Origin of the sequence: Cupriavidus pauculus, from assembly GCF_008801835.1 — a bacterium.
Classification (GTDB): domain Bacteria; phylum Pseudomonadota; class Gammaproteobacteria; order Burkholderiales; family Burkholderiaceae; genus Cupriavidus; species Cupriavidus pauculus.
The window spans coordinates 15996-37742 of record NZ_VZOW01000014.1 but is presented as its reverse complement, the minus strand read 5'-3'; the positions used below and the strand labels follow the sequence as shown (position 1 = coordinate 37742).

General features: G+C 63.9%; 15 protein-coding genes. 8 read left to right on the top strand and 7 right to left on the bottom strand.

Going from position 1 to position 21747, the window contains the following annotated elements:
• The first annotated feature begins 1 nt into the window (after window position 1).
• The gene (locus F7R19_RS15780) at window positions 2-1549 is read left to right on the top strand and encodes an acetolactate synthase large subunit (protein ID WP_150981254.1); all 1548 of its coding nucleotides are present in this window, start codon (window positions 2-4) and stop codon (window positions 1547-1549) included.
• Between the two features lie 82 nt (window positions 1550-1631).
• On the opposite strand, the gene F7R19_RS15775 is transcribed toward F7R19_RS15780, so the two are convergent.
• The 3 genes from F7R19_RS15775 to F7R19_RS15765 are packed head-to-tail and all read right to left on the bottom strand — an operon-like array spanning window position 1632 to window position 5070.
• Window positions 1632-2492, bottom strand: coding sequence for an HTD2 family dehydratase (locus tag F7R19_RS15775; protein ID WP_150981201.1), 861 nt, complete (start codon window positions 2490-2492; stop codon window positions 1632-1634).
• 18 nt (window positions 2493-2510) lie between these two features.
• Window positions 2511-3884, bottom strand: coding sequence for an MmgE/PrpD family protein (locus tag F7R19_RS15770; RefSeq protein WP_150981200.1), 1374 nt, complete (start codon window positions 3882-3884; stop codon window positions 2511-2513).
• 16 nt (window positions 3885-3900) lie between these two features.
• Window positions 3901-5070: an acyl-CoA dehydrogenase family protein gene (locus F7R19_RS15765; RefSeq protein WP_150981199.1), complete on the bottom strand. Its 1170-nt coding sequence runs from the start codon at window positions 5068-5070 to the stop codon at window positions 3901-3903.
• A 287-nt stretch (window positions 5071-5357) separates the two neighbouring features.
• On the opposite strand from F7R19_RS15765, the gene F7R19_RS15760 reads away from it, so the two are divergent.
• Complete coding sequence (locus tag F7R19_RS15760) at window positions 5358-6389, top strand: tripartite tricarboxylate transporter substrate-binding protein (RefSeq protein ID WP_150981198.1); 1032 nt, start codon at window positions 5358-5360, stop codon at window positions 6387-6389.
• Between the two features lie 24 nt (window positions 6390-6413).
• Here F7R19_RS15760 and F7R19_RS15755 read toward each other — a convergent pair whose 3' ends face one another.
• A complete protein-coding gene (locus F7R19_RS15755) occupies window positions 6414-7316 on the bottom strand; it encodes a LysR substrate-binding domain-containing protein (RefSeq protein WP_061956937.1) in 903 nt (300 codons plus the stop codon).
• 134 nt (window positions 7317-7450) lie between these two features.
• Here F7R19_RS15755 and F7R19_RS15750 point away from each other — a divergent pair, with 134 nt between their 5' ends.
• The 4 genes from F7R19_RS15750 (at window position 7451) to F7R19_RS15735 (ending at window position 14240) form a co-directional block, all read left to right on the top strand.
• The gene (locus F7R19_RS15750; RefSeq protein ID WP_061956921.1) at window positions 7451-8365 is read left to right on the top strand and encodes an SDR family NAD(P)-dependent oxidoreductase; all 915 of its coding nucleotides are present in this window, start codon (window positions 7451-7453) and stop codon (window positions 8363-8365) included.
• Between the two features lie 984 nt (window positions 8366-9349).
• Window positions 9350-11272 carry a PrkA family serine protein kinase gene (locus F7R19_RS15745; RefSeq protein ID WP_061956922.1) on the top strand — a complete coding sequence of 641 codons (1923 nt, stop codon included), beginning with the start codon at window positions 9350-9352 and terminating at the stop codon, window positions 11270-11272.
• Window positions 11273-11354: 82 nt separating this feature from the next.
• Window positions 11355-12629, top strand: a complete 1275-nt coding sequence (locus F7R19_RS15740) for a YeaH/YhbH family protein (protein ID WP_150981197.1) — start codon at window positions 11355-11357, stop codon at window positions 12627-12629.
• Between the two features lie 72 nt (window positions 12630-12701).
• Window positions 12702-14240, top strand: a complete 1539-nt coding sequence (locus F7R19_RS15735) for a SpoVR family protein (RefSeq protein WP_150981196.1) — start codon at window positions 12702-12704, stop codon at window positions 14238-14240.
• A gap of 120 nt (window positions 14241-14360) precedes the next feature.
• Here the strand turns inward: F7R19_RS15735 and F7R19_RS15730 are convergent, their stop codons facing one another.
• Both F7R19_RS15730 and F7R19_RS15725 read right to left on the bottom strand, forming a co-directional pair.
• Window positions 14361-15515, bottom strand: coding sequence for a helix-turn-helix transcriptional regulator (locus tag F7R19_RS15730; protein ID WP_150981195.1), 1155 nt, complete (start codon window positions 15513-15515; stop codon window positions 14361-14363).
• Between the two features lie 345 nt (window positions 15516-15860).
• The gene (locus tag F7R19_RS15725; RefSeq protein ID WP_223506346.1) at window positions 15861-18095 is read right to left on the bottom strand and encodes a mechanosensitive ion channel family protein; all 2235 of its coding nucleotides are present in this window, start codon (window positions 18093-18095) and stop codon (window positions 15861-15863) included.
• Window positions 18096-18465: 370 nt separating this feature from the next.
• On the opposite strand from F7R19_RS15725, the gene F7R19_RS15720 reads away from it, so the two are divergent.
• Window positions 18466-18915 (top strand): hypothetical protein, encoded by a 450-nt coding sequence (locus tag F7R19_RS15720; protein ID WP_061956940.1) that lies wholly within the window; start codon window positions 18466-18468, stop codon window positions 18913-18915.
• A gap of 278 nt (window positions 18916-19193) precedes the next feature.
• Window positions 19194-19475, top strand: coding sequence for a DUF7696 family protein (locus F7R19_RS15715; protein ID WP_150981193.1), 282 nt, complete (start codon window positions 19194-19196; stop codon window positions 19473-19475).
• 45 nt (window positions 19476-19520) lie between these two features.
• On the opposite strand, the gene F7R19_RS15710 is transcribed toward F7R19_RS15715, so the two are convergent.
• A complete protein-coding gene (locus tag F7R19_RS15710) occupies window positions 19521-21683 on the bottom strand; it encodes an alpha/beta hydrolase domain-containing protein (RefSeq protein WP_150981192.1) in 2163 nt (720 codons plus the stop codon).
• Window positions 21684-21747: the final 64 nt, after the last annotated feature.

Genomic DNA, 21747 nt, shown 5'->3' with positions numbered 1-21747 from the left:
GATGAACGGTGCGGAGAGCCTGGTCAAGACACTGCTTGCCTGCGGCGTGGACACCTGCTTTGCCAATCCCGGCACCAGCGAAATGCACTTTGTCGCCGCGCTCGATCGCATTCCCGGCATGCGCTGCGTGCTGGGTTTGTTCGAGGGTGTGGTGACCGGCGCGGCCGACGGCTACGCGCGCATGGCCGACAAGCCCGCCGCCACGTTGCTGCATTGCGGCCCGGGCCTGGCCAACGGCCTGGCCAATCTGCACAACGCGCGCCGTGCGCAGACGCCGGTGGTCAATATCATCGGCGACCAGGCGACCTACCACCGGCCGCTCGATGCGCCGCTGACCGCCGACACCGAAGGCTGGGCGCGGCCGGTTTCGGTGTGGACGCGCACCGCGACGCATGCCGCCTCCGTCGGCGCGGATGCCGCGGTGGCCGTGCAGGCTGCGCGTTCGGCACCGGGCGGCGTGGCCAGCCTGATCCTGCCGTCCGACGTGTGCTGGGATGCCGGTGGCAAGGTTGCGGCGCGTCTGCCAGACCTGCCCGTGCCGAAGGTGTCGCCCGACGCGGTGCAGAACGCCGCGCGCATCCTGCGCAGCGGGCAGCCGACGCTGATCGTGCTGGCCGGCAGTGCGCTGCGCGAAGCCGCGTTGGCCGACGCGCATCGCATTGCCGCGGCGACCGATGCGCGCCTTATTACGCCGATGTCGAACTCGCGCGTGTCGCGCGGGCGCGGACGCCTGGCCGTCGACCGCATTCCGTATTCGGGCGACGCTGCGCGCCAGAAGCTCGCCGGCATTCGTAACGTCATCCTGGTGGGTGCGCCCGCCCCGGTCACGTTCTTTGCCTATCCGGGCAAGTCGCCGCGGCCGTATCCCGAGGATGCGGCGATCCACGTGCTGGCGCGCGCCGAAGAAGATCTGGGCGAAGCGCTGGCGCGCCTGGCCGATGAACTTGGCGCACGCAATGCCGCGCTGCCGGCTTCCGGTTCGACATCTGCCCCGGCCGAGACCGCGCGCGGTGCGGTGACGTCCGAAGCCGTGGCGCAATCGCTGACCGCGTTGCTGCCCGAGCATGCCGTGGTGGTGGAAGAGAGTGTGAGCTTCGGCCGGGCGTTCTATCCCGGCACCGTGCATGCCGCGCCGCACGACTGGCTGCAGCTGACTGGCGGCGCGATCGGTGCCGGCTTGCCGCTGGCAACCGGCGCGGCTATCGCCGCGCCCGATCGTCGCGTGGTGGCGCTGCAGGCCGACGGGTCCGGTATGTACACACTGCAATCGCTGTGGACCATGGCGCGGGAACGTCTCGACGTCACCATCGTGCTGCTGGCCAACCGCAAGTACGCGATCCTGCTGGGCGAACTGGCCGGCGTGGGCGCCAATCCGGGCAAGACCGCGCTCGACATGCTCGACCTCGGCAATCCCGATCTGGATTGGGTCAAGCTGGCCAACGGCATGGGCGTGGAAGCCGCGCGCGCCGACAACATGGAAGCGTTCAACGACCTGTTCCGTAGCGCCAACCAGCGCAAGGGCCCGTTCCTGATCGAACTGGTGATCTGAGGCGCGGTGCCTCTTCCGGCGCGTGCATGTCGCGCGTCGGAAGAGGGTATGCCGAGCGCCCCCGGCCCGCGCGCTGCACCGCTTAGCGTTCGATTTCGGCCCAGGCGGTCATGGCCTGACCGCCCGCGTCGTCGCCGGTCCAGAGCATCACGCGCGCAGCGTTGTCGGGATCGTCCCTGCCGCCGACGGTGACCGTGTCCTGGTGGAACAGCGGCGCCAGACCGCGGAAGCCAAAGCGCTTGACGCGCACGTCGGGCCGTTCCTGCCGCAGTAATTCGAGCGTCAGCATGGCCTGCAACGGGCCATGCACGATCAGTCCTGGATAGCCCTCCACATCGCGCACGTAATCGAGGTCATAGTGGATGCGGTGGCCGTTGAACGTCAGCGCGGAAAAGCGGAACAACAGCACCGGATCGGCCTGCAGTGCTCGGCCGAACTGCGCGGTGTGTTCCAGACGCGGGCGCGGCGGTTGCGGCTGGCCTTTCTCGGGCATCGCGCGGTAGACGATGTCGTGCCGCTCGCTGAGGCGCGTCTCGCCCTGCACGCTGTAGTCGTGCGTGACCGTCACGAACCACAACTCGCCGGTGCGGCCGCTCTTGTGCTGTACATCGGTGATGGTTGACGTCTTGGTCACGGTTTCACCGACGCGCAGGCCGCGCTGGAAGCTCAACTCGCCGCCGGCCCACATGCGGCGCGGCAGCGGCACCGGCGGCAGGAATCCGCCCAGCGCCGGATGGCCGTCCTGACCCAGTGTGTGCTGCGGCGCGCGCGGCAGAAAATACAGCCAGTGCCACAGCGGCGGCAGCGGCTGCGCGGCGATGGCGTTGCCGTCCAGATCGAAGGTGGCGGCCAGCGCGTGCACGGGCTCGGGGGCCAGCGTCTCGGTGCGCGTTTCCGAACGGCCGATCCATTCGCGCAGTTGTTCCAGAGTGGGTGTGCTCATCGTGATTCCATGGATCGTTCAGCGGCCCGCGGGCAGCCAGTTGGTGACGTCGCGTTCCTGCTCCAGCCGCCATACGCGGGCGATGATGGCGCGCATCTCCGCTTCGCTGGCGCCGTGCCGGAATGCACCCAGCTGGATCGCCTTGGCTTCCAGTTCGGGGCGCGACAGTGTGTTGTCCGGGTCGCCCTTCGGCACGTCGACGCGGGCTTCGAGCGTGCGGCCGTCGGTGGTCTGCACGGTCACGCGGCCAATCCACTGACGCGGATATGCGTTGTTGATTTCCTCGTCCAGCACCATCGTGACCTTATTGCAGAACGCGGCGATGCGGGTGTCCTGCAAGGCGTGCTGCTCGAACTCTGCCAGCCCGGCATGGGCGTGCACGGCCACCAGCCCCAGCACCGTGCCCATCGAAAACTTGGCCTGATGGATCGTGACGGGATTGACTACCGGGCCCAGCACGTCGATGGCGCCCTGGTGCACGTGGGCCGTCACCGCAGCGATCTGGTCTGCATGCAGCGATTCGCGCTGCATCAGCGCCTTCAGTGCATCGGCCGCCGGATGCGTGTGGCGGCACGAGGCAAAGAACTTGAACGACGTTTCGGCAGTGGCCCAGCGCGTGCCAAGACGATCGGTCAGCGCGGCCGGGTTTGCGTCGCTGGACATCCCGGCGGCCATGCCCTGCTTGCCTTCGAGAATCTGTTTCGCACCGGTGAAGCCGGCGCGCGCGAGCCATGCCGACTGCAGGCCGTCGGCCGCGGCCTTCGCCGTGTGCAGCTGTTTGGAATCGGCGGCATCGCGCAGGAATTCCCACAAGCCGGCCGCTTGGGTGCCGGCGGAACCGAGCGCCTGGTTGATGCCTTGCGCATCGAGGCCGAACAGCTTGGCCACGGCCGCGGCGGCGGCCAGCGTGCCGACCGTGCCCGTGGTGTGGAACACGCGATAGTGCGAACGGCCCATGAATTCGCCGATCCGGATGCCTGCTTCGTAGCCGGCGATCGAGGCCAGCAGCACATCGGCGCCGGATTTTCCTTCGGCCTGCGCGGCGGCCATCACGGCCGGGAATACCACCGCGGCCGGATGCAGCACCGAACCGTTATGCACGTCGTCCTGTTCCACCACGTGCGACGACGCGCCATTGATCAGCGCAGCAAAGTAGGGCGAGGTGCGGCGGCGGTCCACCAGCACTTCCGCATCGCCGCCGTTCGGGCCCATCGCGGCGGCAAACTCCTGGATGCGGCGCACGGCCGGGGCGTCCTTGCCGGCGATGGCCGAGGCGATCCAGTCCAGGAACAGGTCCTTGGTGCGCTCGATGACGGGCGCGGGCACATCGTCCAGCTTCAGTTGCGCGATGAAGTCGCAGAGCTGCCGGGTCGGGTAGGTATCGTTGGGCATGGGGATGTCGGGCGTATCAGAACGAGCGCGGCAGTTCCAGCACGTGCTCGGCCACGTAGGACAGAATCAGGTTGGTGGAAATCGGCGCGACTTGATAGAGGCGCGTTTCGCGGAACTTGCGTTCGATGTCGTATTCGGCGGCGAAGCCGAAGCCGCCATGCGTCTGCAGGCACACGTTGGCTGCTTCCCACGATGCATCGGCCGCCAGCAGCTTGGCCATGTTGGCTTCCTTGCCGCACGGCTTGCCCGCATCGAACAATTGCGCGGCCTTGTAGCGCATCAGGCTGGCCGCTTCCACGTTGACGAACGAGCGCGCGATCGGGAATTGCACGCCCTGGTTCTGGCCGATCGGCCGGTCGAATACGATGCGCTCGCGCGCATAGCTGCTGGCGCGGTCGACAAACCAGTAGCCGTCGCCGATGCACTCGGCGGCGATCAGGATGCGCTCGGCGTTGAGCCCGTCGAGAATGTACTTGAGCCCTTTGCCTTCCTCGCCGATCAGGTTTTCCGCGGAAATTTCCAGGTTGTCGAAGAACAGCTCGTTGGTCTCGTGATTGACCATGTTGCGGATCGGCTGCACGGTCAGGCCGTTGCCGATGGCCTGGCGCAGATCGACCACGAAGACCGACAAGCCTTCGGACTTTCTTTTCACCTGATCCAGCGGTGTGGTGCGCGCCAGCAGCAGCATCAGGTCGGAATGCTGCACGCGCGAGATCCACACCTTCTGCCCGTTGATGATGTACTTGTCGCCTTTGCGCACGGCCGTGGTCTTGAGCTTGGTGGTGTCGGTGCCCGTGGTGGGCTCGGTCACCGCCATCGACTGCATGCGCAGTTCTCCCGAGGCGATGCCCGGCAGCCAGCGCTCTTTCTGCGCGTCGGAGCCGTGGCGCAGCAGGCAGCCCATCACGTACATCTGGCCATGGCATGCGCCGGAGTTGCCGCCGCTGTGGTTGATGGTTTCCATGATCACCGACGCGGCGGTCAGCGGCAGGCCGGAGCCGCCGTAGGACTCCGGGATCAGCGCGGAGAGCCAGCCGGCCTGGGTCAGCGCCTGCACAAACTGCTCCGGAAAGGCGTTTTGTTCCTCGATGCGTTGCCAATAGGCCGAATCGAATTGCTGGCAGAGGTCGCGTACGGCCTCGCGGATTTCCGGGTAAATCTGGTCTTGGTCCTGTGCTGCGGGCATGGCAATGTCCATGAATGTCGGGGTGAGGCCATTATTCCCGAGCCGCCGCGGCAGCAACATTCGCTTTTGCCGAAGCGCGGCTTTCGTGCCGGCATAGGGACGTGGCGCCAGCCCGGCTCAGGGTTATCCCGCGACTTTTCTGGCGCCTTGTCCAGCCTTCGGCAAATCGGAATTGTGCGCCGGGGCGATTGCTTTCACGCTGCGCATCACGGGATGACCCCGAATGATTTCCCGCCGATTCCACCCATAACCGGACGCGTGACACACGCGCCAACAGGAGACCACGCATGACCGCATCCCGGCTTTCCCATCCCATTGCCGCCCGTCTGCGCCACGCCGCGCTCTCGATGTCCTGCACCGCGCTGGCGGTGGCCGCCATGACGGCCTTGCCAGGGCGCGCGCACGCATCGGACGCCTATCCGTCGCGGCCGATCGCCATGGTGGTGCCTTTTGCGGCGGGTGGGCCTACGGATGTGGTGGCGCGCTCGGTGGCGGCGGCCATGTCGAAATCGCTGGGGCAGAGCGTGGTGGTGGAGAACCGGCTAGGCGCGGGCGGCACCGTGTCCGCCGCGTACGTGGCCAAAGCCGCGCCCGATGGCTATACGATCCTGATCCACCATAACGGCATGGCCACCGCGCCGGCGCTGTATTCGAAACTGCCGTACAAGCCGCTCACCGATTTCACGTTTGTCGGCCAGGTGGCGGACGTGCCGATGACGCTGCTTGGCCGTCATGACCTGCCGGCCAACAACCTGGCCGAGCTGGTCAGCTACATCCAGAAGAACCAGGCCAAGGTGAATCTGGCCAATGCCGGCCTCGGCGCGGTCTCTCAGCTTTGCGGGATGCTGTTCCAGAAGGCAATCGGCGTGGACCTGCAGACCATTCCCTATCAGGGCACCGCCCCGGCGATGACGGCGCTGCTCGGTGGTCAGGTCGATATCCTGTGCGACCAGACCACGCAGACGCTACCTCATATCAAGGCGGAAAAGGTCAAGCTCTACGGCGTGACCACGGCCGAGTGCATTGCGGCGCTGCCCAACACGCCGACGCTGCGCGAGGGCGGCCTGAAGGGCTTCGAGGTCAAGGTGTGGCACGGCATCTATGCGCCCAAGGGCACCCCGCCTGCCGTGATCGACAAGCTCAACGGCGCGCTGCGTGTGGCCCTGAAGGATCCTGCCGTGGTGGCCCGCATGAAGGACCTGGGCGCGGTGATCGTGCCCGAAGACAAGCAAACGCCGGAAGGGTTGCGCACGTGGCTGTCGTCGGAAATCGACAAGTGGTCGCCGATCATCAAGGCAGCCGGCGTGAAGGCCGATTGACGTTCTAGAGTGCGTTGGCGCCGCCTACACTGGCTGCCGCGCCGCGTCGACCAGGTACTGGATCAGCGTCTCGGCAAACTGGGGCAACTCGCGGCCGGGCCGGCGCACGAGCCGCAGTTCGCGCCGGGCCCAGTCGTCTTCGAGCCGGATGAAGCGCAGCACCTTGCGGCTGGCGTAGCGGCGCGCGCAGCTGTTGGGCACGATGGCGATGCCCGCGCCGGCCTCCACCATGCGGCACACCGCGTCGAAGCTGCCCACCTGTATGCGCAGGCTGATGCGCTTGCCCATGCCGCTGGCAATGCGGTCCAGAAACGTCTGAATCGCCGAGGACTGGTTCAGGCCGACGAAGCGGCAGGTGTCGAGCAGATCGGCAAAATGCAGCGCCTTGAACGCGGGCAGCGGGTGATTGACCGGCGCGATCACGATCAGCTCGTCGCTGCACAACTGCATGGTGTCGAGGTCCGCGGTGGCAACCTCTCCGGCCACGATGCCAAGGTCCGCCGCACCGGTGCCGATGGCCGACACGATATCGGCCGACAGGTGTTCTTCAAGCTCGACGTCCACGTCCGGGTTTTCGGACAGGAAATGCGAAAGCGCGTTGGCCAGGAAGGAATTGGTGGCCGTGGTATTGGCCAGCAGCCGCACGCGGCCCTTGACGCCCTTGGCATAGGGCCGCAGGTCCGAATGCAGGCATTCCAGCTGGCGGAACACTTCACGCGCGTGGCGCAGCAGTTCATCGCCGGCCGGCGTCAGCCGCACGCCTTTGACCTGACGGATCAGGAGCTGGGTCTGGAACGCTTCCTCGAGCTGCTTGATGCGCGAACTGGCGGCGGGCAGCGAAAGGAACGTGCGTTCCGCAGCGCGGGTAAGGTTTTCGGTTTCACCGACGTTTAGAAAAAGGCGCAGGTCGGTCAGGTCGTAGTGCATGGGTTCAGTGAGCGCGAAGCCCACTTTTGTCATTCATGAATTCCATAATCTCGGGCGCCAATTTATCTTATGCGGCCATGCAATAGAACGGGTACGTTCCCGAATCCGGAAAACTGGCAGCCAAGGAGGCAGCAATGAGTGGAATGATGGCAGGCAAGGTAGTGGTGGTGACGGGCGCCGGCGGTGGCATCGGGCGCGGTATTGCGCTGGGCATGGCTGCAGCCGGTGCCAAGGTCGTGGCGAACGATCTGGGCGTGTCGATGAGCGGCGAGGGCGGCGATGCCGGACCCGCGCAGCGCGTGGTCGAGGAGATCCGCGCGGCCGGCGGCGAGGCGGTGGCCAATACCGACAGCGTGTCGACCTGGGCCGGCGCCAATGCCATCGTCCAGTGCGCGCTCGACCAGTTCGGCCGCATCGACGCCGTGGTCAATAACGCGGGAAACCTGCGCGACCGCATGTTTTTCAAGATGAACGAGGAAGAATGGCGATCGGTCATCGACGTGCATCTGCACGGCACGTTCTTCGTCAGCCGCGCCGCCGCCAACTATTTCAAGGATCAGGAAAGCGGTGCGTATGTGCATATGACGTCGACCTCGGGGCTGATCGGCAACCTCGGGCAGGCCAATTACTCGGCGGCGAAGCTCGGCATCGCTGCGCTGTCCAAATCGATCGCACTGGACATGGCGCGCTTCAACGTGCGTTCGAACTGCATCGCGCCATTCGCGTGGAGCCGCATGACCAGTTCGATCCCGGCCGAAACGCCCGAGGAAAAGGCGCGCGTGCTGCGCCTGCAGAAGATGGAAGCTGGCAAGATCGCGCCGGTGGCCGTGTTCCTGGCCAGTCCCGCCGCCAGCGAAGTCAACGGCCAGATCTTTGCCGTGCGCGCGAATGAAATCATGCTGATGAGCCAGCCGCGTCCCGTGCGCTCGGTGCACACCAGCGAGGGCTGGACGCCTGAATCGGTCGCGGAAATCGCCATGCCGGCCATGCGCAGCAGCTTCTTCAAGCTGGAGCGCTCGCCCGACGTGATCAACTGGGATCCAATCTAAAACAGCCCCTGCGGTCCGCGCCGCGTTGCAGTGCAGCAAAGCGGCGTGGCACGCATTCTGCTCATTCCTTCCATCACGTTGGATTCGCCGGCGCTGCGCCAGCGATCTGCCGACTGCGCACCTGGAGGGTGCGTGGCAGACGGCGCGAGCCAGGGCGCGTCAGGTCTGCGTGGTCCAACACGGTGCGCGAGTGTGCGAGTGCGCGTGAGGTGTGAAGCGTGTGAATGACTGTGTGATCGGCAATCGCGCGCTGGCACATTGCGCGTTGGCACTCGGGCATAGACAGTGCTGATTTGTGCGACCGGCAGGCCGAGCTCAAGCTAGTGCGGTTGGATGACGCATTGCGAATGAGCGGGAAAGCAGCGGCAATCCATCGGCAGGCAAGACGCGGCAATACGTCGCAGCGCGTCGTATTCAGGCGCTAGCCATCCATGATGCCGGTGGGGGGATTTGGCGCTTGCGGCGGCGCGCACGGCGCGATGGGTGTGCGGATGCGAACGCGCTGAAGCGCACGTGAGTCCGGCATAGATCGATATGAGTTTTACCTGCAAATCATGCGTTTGCACGATGGCCGAACGAATGCGGCTGATGCACAGTCATGACATGCGTGTAGGACCGTTGCCGACAGCGCTTGTCGGATGATTCTGGAATTGCAATGTGGTTACACAACACGCTGTGCACGATGCGCGGTAAAGGTGTAATGTGTGTCACAAGCATGGTCAATGGCCCGTCGCAGCGGGGTGAGCAAGGCGAGCGTTTCAGTGCATCGCGTGCACGTCATGAGTGTGTAGCGCAGTGACTGAACAGACAGCAACCGCAGTCAACGCCAACCTCACATCTGCCGTTATTTGACTATGATGAAGTAAGGACTTCGCAACTTGGCAACTCCACCAAGCCGGGGTGGCGGAACGCAAGATTGCCGCGAGGTCTTAGGGGAGTAGAACTACCTTCGCCTCGGACGTGGGACTCTGACGGGAGTGAGGTATGGACATTTTTGGCCACTACGCCACGCGCTTCGAAGCTCGCAAGGAAGAGGAATACAGCATCCAGGAGTATCTGGAGATCTGCAAGAAGGATCCTGTTGCCTATGCGACCGCTGCGGAGCGTATGCTCGCCGCAATCGGACAGCCTGAACTGGTGGATACCCACCACGATCCTCGCCTGTCCCGACTGTTCTTCAACAAGGTGATCCGGGTCTATCCCGCGTTCCGTGATTTCTACGGAATGGAGGACACGATCGAGCAGATCGTCTCGTTCTTCAAGCACGCGGCGCAGGGCCTGGAAGAGCGCAAGCAGATCCTGTATCTGCTGGGGCCTCCCGGTGGCGGCAAGTCGTCGCTGGCCGAGAAGCTCAAGGCGCTGATGGAAGAGATTCCGATCTACGCGCTGAAGGGCTCGCCTATCCATGAATCGCCGCTCGGGCTGTTTTCGGCCGACGAGGACGGCAAGATTCTGGAGGAGGACTACGGCATTCCAAGGCGCTATCTGAATACCATCCCATCGCCGTGGGCGGTCAAGCGTCTGCACGAATTCAATGGCGACATCACCAAGTTCCGCGTGGTGAAGCTGCGGCCGTCCGTGCTGGCGCAGATCGCGATCTCGAAGACCGAGCCTGGCGACGAAAACAATCAGGATATTTCCTCTCTGGTCGGCAAGGTCGACATTCGCAAGCTTGAGGATTTCCCGCAGGACGATCCGGATGCCTATTCCTATTCCGGCGGCCTGTGCCTGGCGAATCGTGGCCTGCTCGAGTTCGTCGAAATGTTCAAGGCGCCGATCAAGGTTCTGCACCCGTTGCTGACTGCGACGCAGGAAGGCAACTACAAGGGAACCGAAGGCTTTGGCGCGATTCCGTTCGACGGCGTCATCCTGGCGCATTCGAACGAGGCCGAGTGGCAGACCTTCAAGGCCGACAAGAACAACGAGGCTTTCCTCGACCGGATCTATATCGTCAAGGTGCCGTACTGCCTGCGCGTGTCCGACGAGGTGAAGATCTACGACAAGCTGCTGCGCAGCAGTTCGCTGTCGGCGGCGCCGAATTCGCCGAACACGCTCAAGATGATGGCGCAGTTCGCGGTGCTTACGCGCATCAAGGAGCCCGAGAACTCGAACATCTTCTCGAAGATGCGTGTGTATGACGGCGAGAGCCTCAAGGATGTCGATCCGAAAGCCAAGTCGTACCAGGAATACCGCGACTACGCCGGCATCGACGAAGGCATGAACGGCCTGTCCACGCGTTTTGCGTTCAAGGTGCTTTCCAAGGTCTTCAATTTCGACAACACCGAAGTGGCCGCCAATCCGGTGCACCTGCTCTATGTGCTCGAACAGCAGATCGAGCGCGAGCAGTTTCCGCCGGAGCAGGAAGCCAAGCTGATGTCGTATATCAAGGAGTACCTGACCACGCCGTACGTGGAATTCATCGGCAAGGAAATCCAGACGGCCTATCTGGAGTCGTATTCCGAGTACGGTCAGAACATCTTTGACCGCTACGTGGTGTTTGCCGATCTCTGGATCCAGGACCAGGAATACCGCGATCCGAATACCGGTGAAATCCTCGATCGCAACGCGCTCAACGACGAGCTCGAAAAAGTGGAAAAACCCGCGGGCATTTCCAATCCAAAGGATTTCCGCAACGAGATCGTCAATTTCGTGCTGCGCGCTCGAGCCAACAACGGCGGCAAGAATCCGGTGTGGACCAGCTACGAAAAGCTGCGGATGGTGATCGAGAAACGCATGTTCTCGACCACGGAGGATCTGCTGCCGGTGATCTCGTTCAATGCCAAGTCTTCGCGGGAAGACCAGGACAAGCACGAGAACTTTGTCAACCGTATGGTCGAAAAAGGCTATACACCGAAGCAGGTTCGGTTGTTGGTGGAGTGGTACCTGCGCGTCAGGAAGTCGTCGTAGGCAGTCTGCGGACGCGATGTCCTTCATCCATGGCGTCCTCATGGTCTCATGAGGACGCCTCAACAAGGCGGGCGAACGGCTTATGGCTACGGTCATCGATCGGCGCGAGAACGGCGGCAACAAAAGCGCTGTCAATCAGCAACGCTTCATCAAGCGTTACCGCGAGCAAATCCGGCAGGCGGTGGCGAAGGCGGTGTCCGGCCGCAAGATCATGGACATCGAGCAAAGCGGCCAGGTGTCCATTCCGGTCAAGGACATCACGGAGCCGATTTTTCATCACGGCCAGGGTGGACGGCGCGAGTGGATCCATCCGGGCAACAAGAAGTTCGTCAAGGGTGACAGCTTCGACCGTCAGCAGCAGGGCGGCGGCGGAACCGGATCGCGCGCCAGCGACAGCGGCGAGGGCGAGGACGATTTCGTCTTTACGCTGTCGCGCGAAGACTTTCTGAATTTCTTCTTCGAGGATATGGCGCTGCCGGACCTGGCCAAGCGTCATCTCGCCAAGATTGCCGAAGTGCGCAAGGTGCGCGCCGGTTTTTCCATCGACGGCACGCCATCCAATCTGTCGATCCTGCGCACCATGCGCAGCTCGCTCGGGCGGCGTATTGCGCTGTCGAGCCCGTATTTGAAGCGGCTGCACGAACTCGAGATCGAATACAACGAGACGCTGGAGAAAGAGGGTCCGTATTCGGCGCATGCCGAGGCGCTGATGGAAAAGATGCGGCACCTCCGTGCGCAGGTCGACCGGGTGCCGTTTATCGAAAAGCTCGACCTGCGGTACAACAACCGCGTGCTCAAGAAGCGCCCGCAGGCGCAGGCGGTGATGTTCTGCTTGATGGACGTCTCCGGATCGATGGACGAAAGCCGCAAGGATCTCGCCAAGCGTTTCTTCATGCTGCTTTATCTGTTCCTGAAGCGCAATTACGAACGCATCGACGTGGTGTTCATCCGTCATCACACGGTCGCCAAGGAAGTGGAAGAAGAGGATTTCTTCCATTCGCGCGAGTCCGGTGGTACCGTCGTTTCGAGCGCGCTCAAGCTGATGGTGGAAGTGATTCATGACCGCTATCCGCCAAGCCAGTGGAACATCTACTGCGCCCAGGCATCGGACGGCGACAACTGGGCCGGCGACTCGGAGTTGTGCGGCCGCCTGCTGCGCGAATCGATCCTGCCGCTGGTGCAGTACTACGCGTATGTAGAGGTCGCTTCGGAAGAGCCGCAAAACCTGTGGGAGGAGTACCTCACGGTGAAGAGTCAGTTCGAGCACTTTGCGATGCAGCGCATCATCGGTGCCGACGAGATCTATCCCGTGCTGCACGACCTCTTCCAGAAGCGGGCCGCTTGGCCTTCGAGGTAGCGGGGCACGCATCGCAGCAGCAATCCGGTATCGCGCGGCCAGCGCATACGGGAATCGTCACTGGGGAAGTCTATGGCCTATCTATCGACAGGCTCGGAGTGGACCTTCGAGTTGATCCAGCGCTACGACCGCGAAATTGCCCGCATTGCCGGCGATTTCGGCCTGGACACCTATCCCAACCAGATCGAGATCATCACGGCCGAGCAGATGCTCGATGCCTATGCGTCGGCGGGGCTGCCGGTCGGCTACAACCACTGGTCGTACGGCAAGCATTTCCTTGCCTCGGAGCGCAGCTACCAGCGCGGCTACATGGGGCTGGCCTATGAAATCGTGATCAACTCCAATCCGTGCATTGCGTATCTGATGGAGGAAAACACGATGCCGATGCAGGCGCTGACCATCGCGCACGCATGCTATGGCCACAACTCCTTTTTCAAGGGCAATTACCTGTTCCGCACCTGGACCAACGCGGACGCGATTATCGACTACCTGCTGTTCGCCAAGAATTACGTGGCGGAATGCGAGCAGCGCTATGGCGAGCAGGAGGTGGAGCTGCTGCTGGATTCGTGCCACGCGCTGCAGAACTACGGCGTGGATCGCTACAAGCGGCCCAAGAAGCTGTCGATCACCGAAGAGCAGGCGCGCCAGACCGAGCGCGAGAACTATCTGCAGATGCAGGTCAACGACCTGTGGCGCACGTTGCCCAAGCATCGGCCGCATGCGCTGCGCGAGGAAGAAGAGGCGGCCGAAGCTGAAATGCCGTTCCCGCCCGAGCCGCAGGAGAACCTGCTCTATTTCATCGAAAAGAACGCGCCCAAGCTGCAGCCGTGGCAACGCGAGATCGTGCGCATCGTGCGCAAGATCGCCCAGTATTTCTATCCGCAACGCCAGACCAAGGTCATGAACGAAGGCTGGGCGACGTTCTGGCATTACACGATCATTCACCAGCTATACGAGGAAAAGCTGGTCAATGACGCGTTCATGCTGGAACTGCTGCAGGCGCACACCAACGTTATCTACCAGCCGCCGTACCACAGCCCTTACTACAGCGGGCTCAACCCTTATACGCTCGGCTTCCTGATGTTCCAGGACCTGCGGCGCATGTGCGAGAACCCCGACGACGAGGACCGCCGCTGGGCGCCGGAAATTGCCGGCAGCGACTGGCGCCAGACGCTGGACTTTGCCATGCGCAACTTCAAGGACGAGAGCTTCCTGCTGCAGTTTCTGTCACCGCGCGTGATTCGCGAGTTGAAGCTGTTCTCGGTGCTAGACGATGACCGCGAAGGCAAGCTGCGCGTGACCGCGATCCACGACGACGAGGGATACCGCGAGATCCGCCAGTTGTTGGCCAATCAGTACGACCTGTCGAATATGGAGCCCAACATCCAGGTCACCAATGTCGATGTCGGCGGCGATCGCTCGCTCACGTTGCGGCATTTGCAGAGTGATCGGCGGCCGCTGGCACAGAACTTCGACGAGGTGATCCGCCATGTCACGCGGCTGTGGGGCTTTACCGTACGTCTAGAGGTGGCCTACGAGGATGGCCGGCGGGAAATGAAGTATGAGTGCAAGCCCGAGCGCCGCCATCATTCGCATCGCAAGGCGGCATAGGGCGGATTAGGGCGCCATTAGGCAAGTGCAGCGCGGCGTGGCGGGTGTCGCGGCCGGAAAAGAAACGCGCCCCGCAAACCATGCGGGGCGCTTCGTTTTGTGCGGGTCGGGTGATGCGCTTCAGCGCGCCCGGGCATGCGCCGAGCGCGGCCGCGCGGCGGAGCTGGCGCCGGCGCGTTGCAGATCGACGCCGGGAAGCAGATGCAGCAGACGCACCAGTTCCGACTGTCGATGCGTGCCGGTCTTGCGCAGCGTATCGCGGATGTGCACGCGCACCGTATGCGGCGACAGGAATTCACGCTCGGCGATCTCGTTGAGCGTTTCGCCTGCGGCCAGGCGAATGGCGATGATGCTTTCTTTCCTGGACAGCCCGAACAGCGATGTCAGTACGCCTGCGTCCAGCACAGAGCGCGATTCCGAATTGCCCAGCAGCATCATGGCCATCGGCAATTGCCAAGGCCCTTCCACGGGCTGCCGCGAGATCAGCGGCATGACGATGATCGGCACCGGCTGTCCGCCCGACGTGATATGCATCCACGAGCCTGCCGCCGCGCCGCCGTTGCGGCCGCCATGCACCGCGTTGTCGAGCAGTCCCGCCAGCACGTGCTGCAGCGATTCGGGCCGTGCGCGCAGCACGCCGTTATCGAGCGCCAGGTTGGTATCGGCCTGCACCAGCGCCTCGGCCCAGCCGTTGGCGTAGCGCACGCGCATGTCCGCCTGCAGCGCCATCACGCCGAAATCGAGCGTATCGAGCCCGGCCAGCCCCAGCGCGGCCAGTCCGCTCAATTCGAAATTGCGATGCTGCATGCGCGCGGCGCGCGCCCAGTGCGGCATGACCTGCGCCAGGCGGCGCCTGCAGTTGCGCGCGTCACAGTCGTCGCAACTGCGCGTCGCGCTCATCCACACGCACACATCGTGGGTGTCGAGCAGGCGGATGCCGTGCGCCAGGCCATCGCAGTCGAACGGCATCGCAGCATCTGGCATGGGACCGGGCAGCAGCGCGGTGTCGGTGGATGCGCCAATCAGGGCGCGACCGGGCTGCATGCGCATGCTCTCGGGCATGCTGCTGGCATTGGTGAAGCAACCGTGCGGCGTGACGCCAAGGCGCGCGCGACCCGCGAGCTTATCCCAGATCAGGTAGCTCGGACTCGACGAACACGTGTAGTGGGAAAACAGGTCGAGGGCGGCTGGCATGGCCGCCACGTCCATGGCGGACTCATAGATGGAATCGACCAGACGATAAAAAACGTCGTCGGCAGACAAGTGTTCGCCCATTTCTTTTTCCCCCGGTGGCAAACGCCTTATTTCCTCAAGGCCGCTACGGCGAGGCGCGGCCATTCTTTATGTGTTTTTTGCTGCCCGCAACCGGTGCTGGACCCGATCGGCTGCGGCAAAGCGGCTTGTCGATGATCGTGCATAAACCGGCGCCCGGAATATCCCGCCAAGGGAGGGGGCGGCAGCCGTTAAACAGCGCGGGACGGCAAATTGCGAAAGTCCGCGAGATGGTAATGCTGTGTCAGCGGTATTTCAAAGCCTTCGCGATGAATATTCGGCGCGGGAATTGCACAAATGAGACACCGATTCTTCACGGCGCGCCCCGCTGGCCACATTGCTTGCGTCTCACGGTGTCGCGGTTCTCGCGGACGTGACGATATCGGCGCCCGCACCGGCTGCGGCGGCCGTCGCAGCATCCCCCGCCTGCGCGCCGCCATCCACCTGCACGGTGACATACGGCGCGGCCATGCGAATGCCGTTGCTGTCGAAATTGCGCTTCAGGCGCACATTGAAGGCGCGCGAGATTTCCGCCTGCATCAGCGGCCGGGTCTTGAACTGCGCCAATACGACCTGGCCGTTCGGGTCGAAGCGGTCGAGACCCAGGATATCGAGTCCCGATAGCAGATTGCGGCTGTATCGATAGTCGCGTGCTACCTCGGCGCCCGTTTCGCGGATGATTTCCAGTGCGCGGTCGAAATCGCTCTGGTAGGCAATCGAAATATTGAATACCGCGAACGCATAGCCGCGCGACAGGTTCTTGACGGCCTTGATCTGGCTGTAAGGGAGCGTGTGCAAGGCGCCCTTGCCGTCGCGCAGGCGTACGGTGCGGATCGTCATGCCCTCGACCACGCCGGTGTGATCGGGCAGTTCGATCGAGTCGCCAATCGCGATCGAGTCTTCGATCACGATAAACAGCCCGGTGATCAGGTCCTGCACCAGGCTTTGCGCGCCAAAGCCGATGGCCAGCCCCACCACGCCGGCGCCGGCAAGCAGCGGCGTGACATTGACGCCGAGGTTGGCCAGCACCGCGATCATCGCCACTACCAGCAGCCCGACGAACGACGCGTTACGCACCAGCGGCAGAATGGTCTTGGCGCGCAGGCTGGGCTGCGCGGAGCGGTTGTTGGTGGGCGACAGCGATTCCGTGATGGCCGTGTCGATCAGCAGCCAGATCAGCCATGCCAACAGCACCACGCCTATCGCGCCGAGGATCGATTGCGTGATGTGCCGCGCCAGCGGTGTCGATTCGGCCAGCCGGATCAGCGACGTATGCCAGATGCGCGCGTTCAGTTCCAGGAAGGCGGCCCAGATCACCACGCGCATCAGCGCCCGGCCAAAGCGCCCGAAGCGGCGGAGATAGGCCGAGCGCCGGCGGTCGCGCAGGCGCGGGGCGCGCACGGTGGCCTTGGGCGAGCGGCCAACCACCAGCGTCAGCAGCATCGCCCCGACGAACAGGGCGACGGTGATCACCGCCCGGCGCAGGAACTCATCGGCATGCCCGGTTGCCATGATCGTGCCGACCACCGACGCCACCACCACCGCCAGCATCGGCAGATACCAGGCCTGACCGGCCATATGCAGCAGATCCATCACGGCAGGATGTTCCTGGCGATAGGGAAACGGGCGGAATGCGATCAACTGGCCGACAGCGCGGCGAAAACGCACCGTGAAGACGCCGATCAGGATCGCGGCCAGGATGTTGGCGAACGTGCTGGTCAGGGCAGACAGGTTGACGCCCAGCGCGGTGATCACGCGCGTATCCGTGTGGGCCTCGCCAAGCGCCGCCAGCGCGCCGGTGACAAACAGCAGGATCGGCGAATGGAGCAGCAGGTCGCGCACGGCATGCTTGCGGTGGCCAGACTGGAACAGTGCAAAGATGACCTGACAGACGGCCGACATCACCGCGCCGGCCACGATCGCATAGGCCACCAGCACGGCGCCGATGCTGGCCGGCGTGCGCCCGAAAACATGGCCGGCCAGCAGTACCGTGATCGCGAATGCCACGATCCACGGGCCGATTCGGCGCAGGAAATAGATGCCGACGTCGATCCAGGACGGCACGGTCGGCAGGCGCGGCGGGCGGGCGCTGCGTAGGCGGTTGCGGTGCAGGCGGCGCGACAGCTCGCGCAGCAGCCATCCCGTGAGGCCCCATCCCACCAGCACGATGCCGAATTCGCGCAGCGATTCCATGGCCGACCGCGTCTGGCCGATCGTCACCGCTTCCTGCCATTCCTCGCCGGCAAACTGCATGCGCCAGCGCCAGTAGTGCCATGGGCCGCTGTCCTTGTGCGGGGTCTTGTCGATTTCCTGCAGCGCTTGCGCAACGGCGCCGATCAGTCCCGGGCCGGGAGCCGCCGCGCTGCTGGCCGGCACGGCCGACGCGTCGAGTCCCTTGCGGATGGTCTGCAACTGGTTCAGCAGCGTCTGGCGTTCGGCATCGTTCTGCAGCGTGTTGATGACTTGATCGAGTGATTGCGCCAGCGGCTGGCTGGCGGCGGGCGGCGCCGATGCGGGGGCTGTGGCTTTCTGTGCAGCGGCCAGCAGCGGTGTGCTGGCGCCGTATGCAGTGCTGCAGAACATCAGGACGAGCAGGGCGGTCCGGATCCAGGCGGCGGGCAAACAGGAAAATCTTGGGCGATGCATGGCGGGGGCGCGGACGGTGCTTGTGCCGTCAGATAGCCAATATGCGCGTCACTGTAGCGCATTGCAGCACAGGTGCGCCGCACGGGCAGCCTCGTGGCGTATGACGGCTTGCTCAAAAATTCAAAAAAATTGAACAACTTCTCCGCAAACGCATCACTTTCAGTGGTGAGGCGATCGCTATAGTTCTGTTCATGGACGGCACGCAACGTAACGCAGCCAAGGCAAGGCAACAAGAACCAAGCCCGGCCGCATGCCGCAGCCATCGAACCTGAACGCTTAAATTTTTGAATATTTTCGGAGAGAAATCATGACCAAGACCCGCGCCCTCAAGATCGCTTCGACCCTCGTCCTCACGCTGGCCGCCTTTGGCGCCGCCCAGGCCGCCCCGGTATCCGCCGACAAGTACGGCTACGAGTTCCGCACGTCGGTGCCCGCCGACAAGTACGGTTACGAGTTCCGTACGTCGGTGCCTGCCGACAAATATGGCTACGAGTTCCGCACGCACGACACGTTCACGGACGGCGCCCGCGCTGGCAAAACCGATCCGTTTTCCGACGGCGCACGCACAGTGGCCGGCCTGGACAAGGTAGGCGTGTCCGCCGAGCCTGCCCGCAAGGCCGATCCTTACCTTGACGGCGCCCGCAACGCCGATCCTTATACGGACGGCGCACGATTTGTGGCCGGACTGGACAAGGCAGGCGTGTCGGCTGACCCGGCCCGCAGCTTCGACCCCTTCCTCGACGGCGCACGTGCATGAGCGATGTCACGCGCAAATCCAGAGGCGTTACGTAACCCGTAACGCCTTTTTTGTTTTGCCCGGCACGTCTTGAGCGGTGCCAGCGTGCGCCCCGGCGCCCGCCCGAAGTAGGGTGGCGAAAGCTGGAACGACCGGTGGCTGCGGCACGGCGGGTGGACGATTGAAACAATGGTATGGCGCGCGCCCGGCAGCCTCGCGTCTGGCATGTGGTTTGCAGATTCGGATCGGTGAACACGATTGAAACGCAGCGTTCAGACTTGCCGACCGGGAGACCCGCCATGTTCCAGAACTTTGCCGCCCAGCCCGATGCCGTGATCGTGCGCGATGCACGGATCGCCGCCGCGATCGATGCCGCGATGCTGCGCCGCCGTGACGAATACGCCGGCCAGCCGATGGCATGGAGGATGTTCTGCGAAGCGTCGCACGTGGCCACCTTGTGCGACCCGTTGCGGATGGCGTTTATCGAGCGCGTTGCCAATGAGCGCGGCGCCGACATCGCGCTGCGCCTGAAGGTCAAGGCCGAAGCGATCCGTGCGGAGGCGATTGCGCGGCTGTCCTGATGTTGGCGCCGCGCTCGCGCCCCCGTCCGGTGAGGCGCGCCGAACCTACGGCAACACCGGGTTGGCCACCGCGCGCGCGATGATCGCATCGGCGTCGCGTTGCAACAGCAGCCGCTGGGCGACCAGCGTGTTGGCCGCCGCGGTGACCGCCGCCACATATCCCGCCTGATCCGTATAAAGCGATTCGAGCGAAGGGCGTGCGTCGCCCGCTGCAATCCGCGCCGCTTCGGTCTTGTGGAACGGAATGAACGACCCGGTCAGATTGGACAGGTCGACGATGCCCGGCGTCGCCACATAGTTGAATTCGAGGCTCGTGCCGATCGGCGCGCGGGCTTCCACGCTATGAATGCCGGCGCGCGGAATGCCGGTCGACGCATCGACCTGCGGCACCAGGATCGCGTAGTCGCGATTCATATAAGCCGGCGGCAGCAGCGTGGCGATGCCCGATTCGTCTTCGCGACGGTATTGCGGCCCGAAGTCGAGCAACGGATAGCCGTTATAGCGCGCCAGATACTGGAAGTCCGGGATAGGCGTGGGCGCGCCCGATACCGGCCACGTCACGCCTTTCATCGCCGGCAGCGCCAGACTGGCGGGGCGCACCAGTGTGCCGTCGGCTAACGCGGGCACCTGGCTTGCGGGCGGCGTTGTGCCGCGCACCACCCAGTCTTCCAGGTCGATGAACAGTGCGCGGAACGTGTCGTTATGGTGGATCACCGTGCCGGCCGGATACACGTTGCGCGTCGGGTCGAACGAAATGCTGGTGGTGCCGCCCGCCCCACCGTGCTGCGTGCCGGCGTAATAGTAGATGCGCACGTTGTCCGGCTGCTTCAGGTCGGTGAACCCGTTGGCGTCGGTCAGCACGGGTGAACCCTGCAGTTGCCAGAATTCCGTACCGGACAGGCCAAGGAAAAACTTGGGGCAGGTGTTGGTCGCCGCGCAGCGCGCCATCACGCCACCGGTCTTGCCGGAGATGTCGTCGACATAGTCCTTGTCGAGCCCGCGCGGCGCGGTCTGGCCGAAGGCCGTATGGTCGGTGCGCAATCCGCCGCCGCCGCCGGGCACGGCAAAGCGCGTGTTGATATTGGTCTGGCGCGCGGCCACATGCGCGTAAATGCCGTCGAATACCTTGGAGCCATCAAGCGCCTGGTTAAAGCCAAGATGCAGGAAGGTCTTCATCGCATTGCCGGACTGCGAAGTGCCCTGGCCGATCGCGTGTGTGATGCGGCCCGACAGCGGATTGGGCGTGCCAGCGCTGTCTGCAGTCTTGCTGCGGAAAAAGCTCACCGTGTCGCGCAGCGCGGCCAGGCCGACGCCCATCACCTTCGGATCCTTGGCGACGTAGACCAGTTCATACAGGTACTTCGGATCGAAACCGCCGCGCAGGCACACGCTGGCGGGATCGGCCGTGCCGGGAAACGGGTTGGCGCCGTCGCATTTGGCGAACTTCCAGTCGCTGGGTGCAATCGCCACGCGCGGGTCGGTTTCATTGGCGCGGCGCGTCAGCGAGTATCCGGGCTGCGTATTGTCCAGGCTCGCGGGTGCGTAAGGCAGCATCGTGCCGTTGAAGACGCCGCCCGGCAGCGTCATCATCGGCGTTGCGGTGGTGGGCACCAGTTCGGATCGATAGGTGCCGGTAATCGACGTACCATCGGCGTTTTTCGCCACCGGCACCGACACGGTAAGCCGCGCGGGGCTGGACTTGGGCACATCGCCTTGCCATGCCGCATAGAGCAGCACGTAGCCGCGTTCAAGGTACACGCCGTCGCTGGGCGTGACGGCGGGATTGGGCATCGTGAGGATGTTGCCGCGATTGGGCGCGTCGTAGCGCAGCACGCCACTGGCCTTGCTCATGTCCTTGGGCTTGAGCATGACGAAGTCCGCCGTGTATTCGACCATGCCGTTGGCATTGACGGGCGCGAGCGCAAGGTCCTGGATGACGGCGTTCCTGGGGTCCTTCGGATCGATCTCGCCGCTGACGGTGCCGGTAAGCTGTTCATATTGGCCGACGCTGCCATAGGTGCCGGCAAAATCCTGCTTGCCTGTGATCTTGAGGCTCAGCGCCGGCGTGCGCGCAGGCGTGGCGCCGGCATTGCCGGCATTGCTGCCAGAATTGTCGTTGCTGTCGTTGCCGCCGCAGCCTGCCAGCAAGGTGATCCCCGCCGCAAGGGCGAGCGCTGCCGCGTGCCGCCGATGTGCACGTGCTTCCATCGATGTCTCCTCGTATTGTTATCGGATGCGCCCCGTCGATGCGGGAGGCGCCTCGAATATAGGC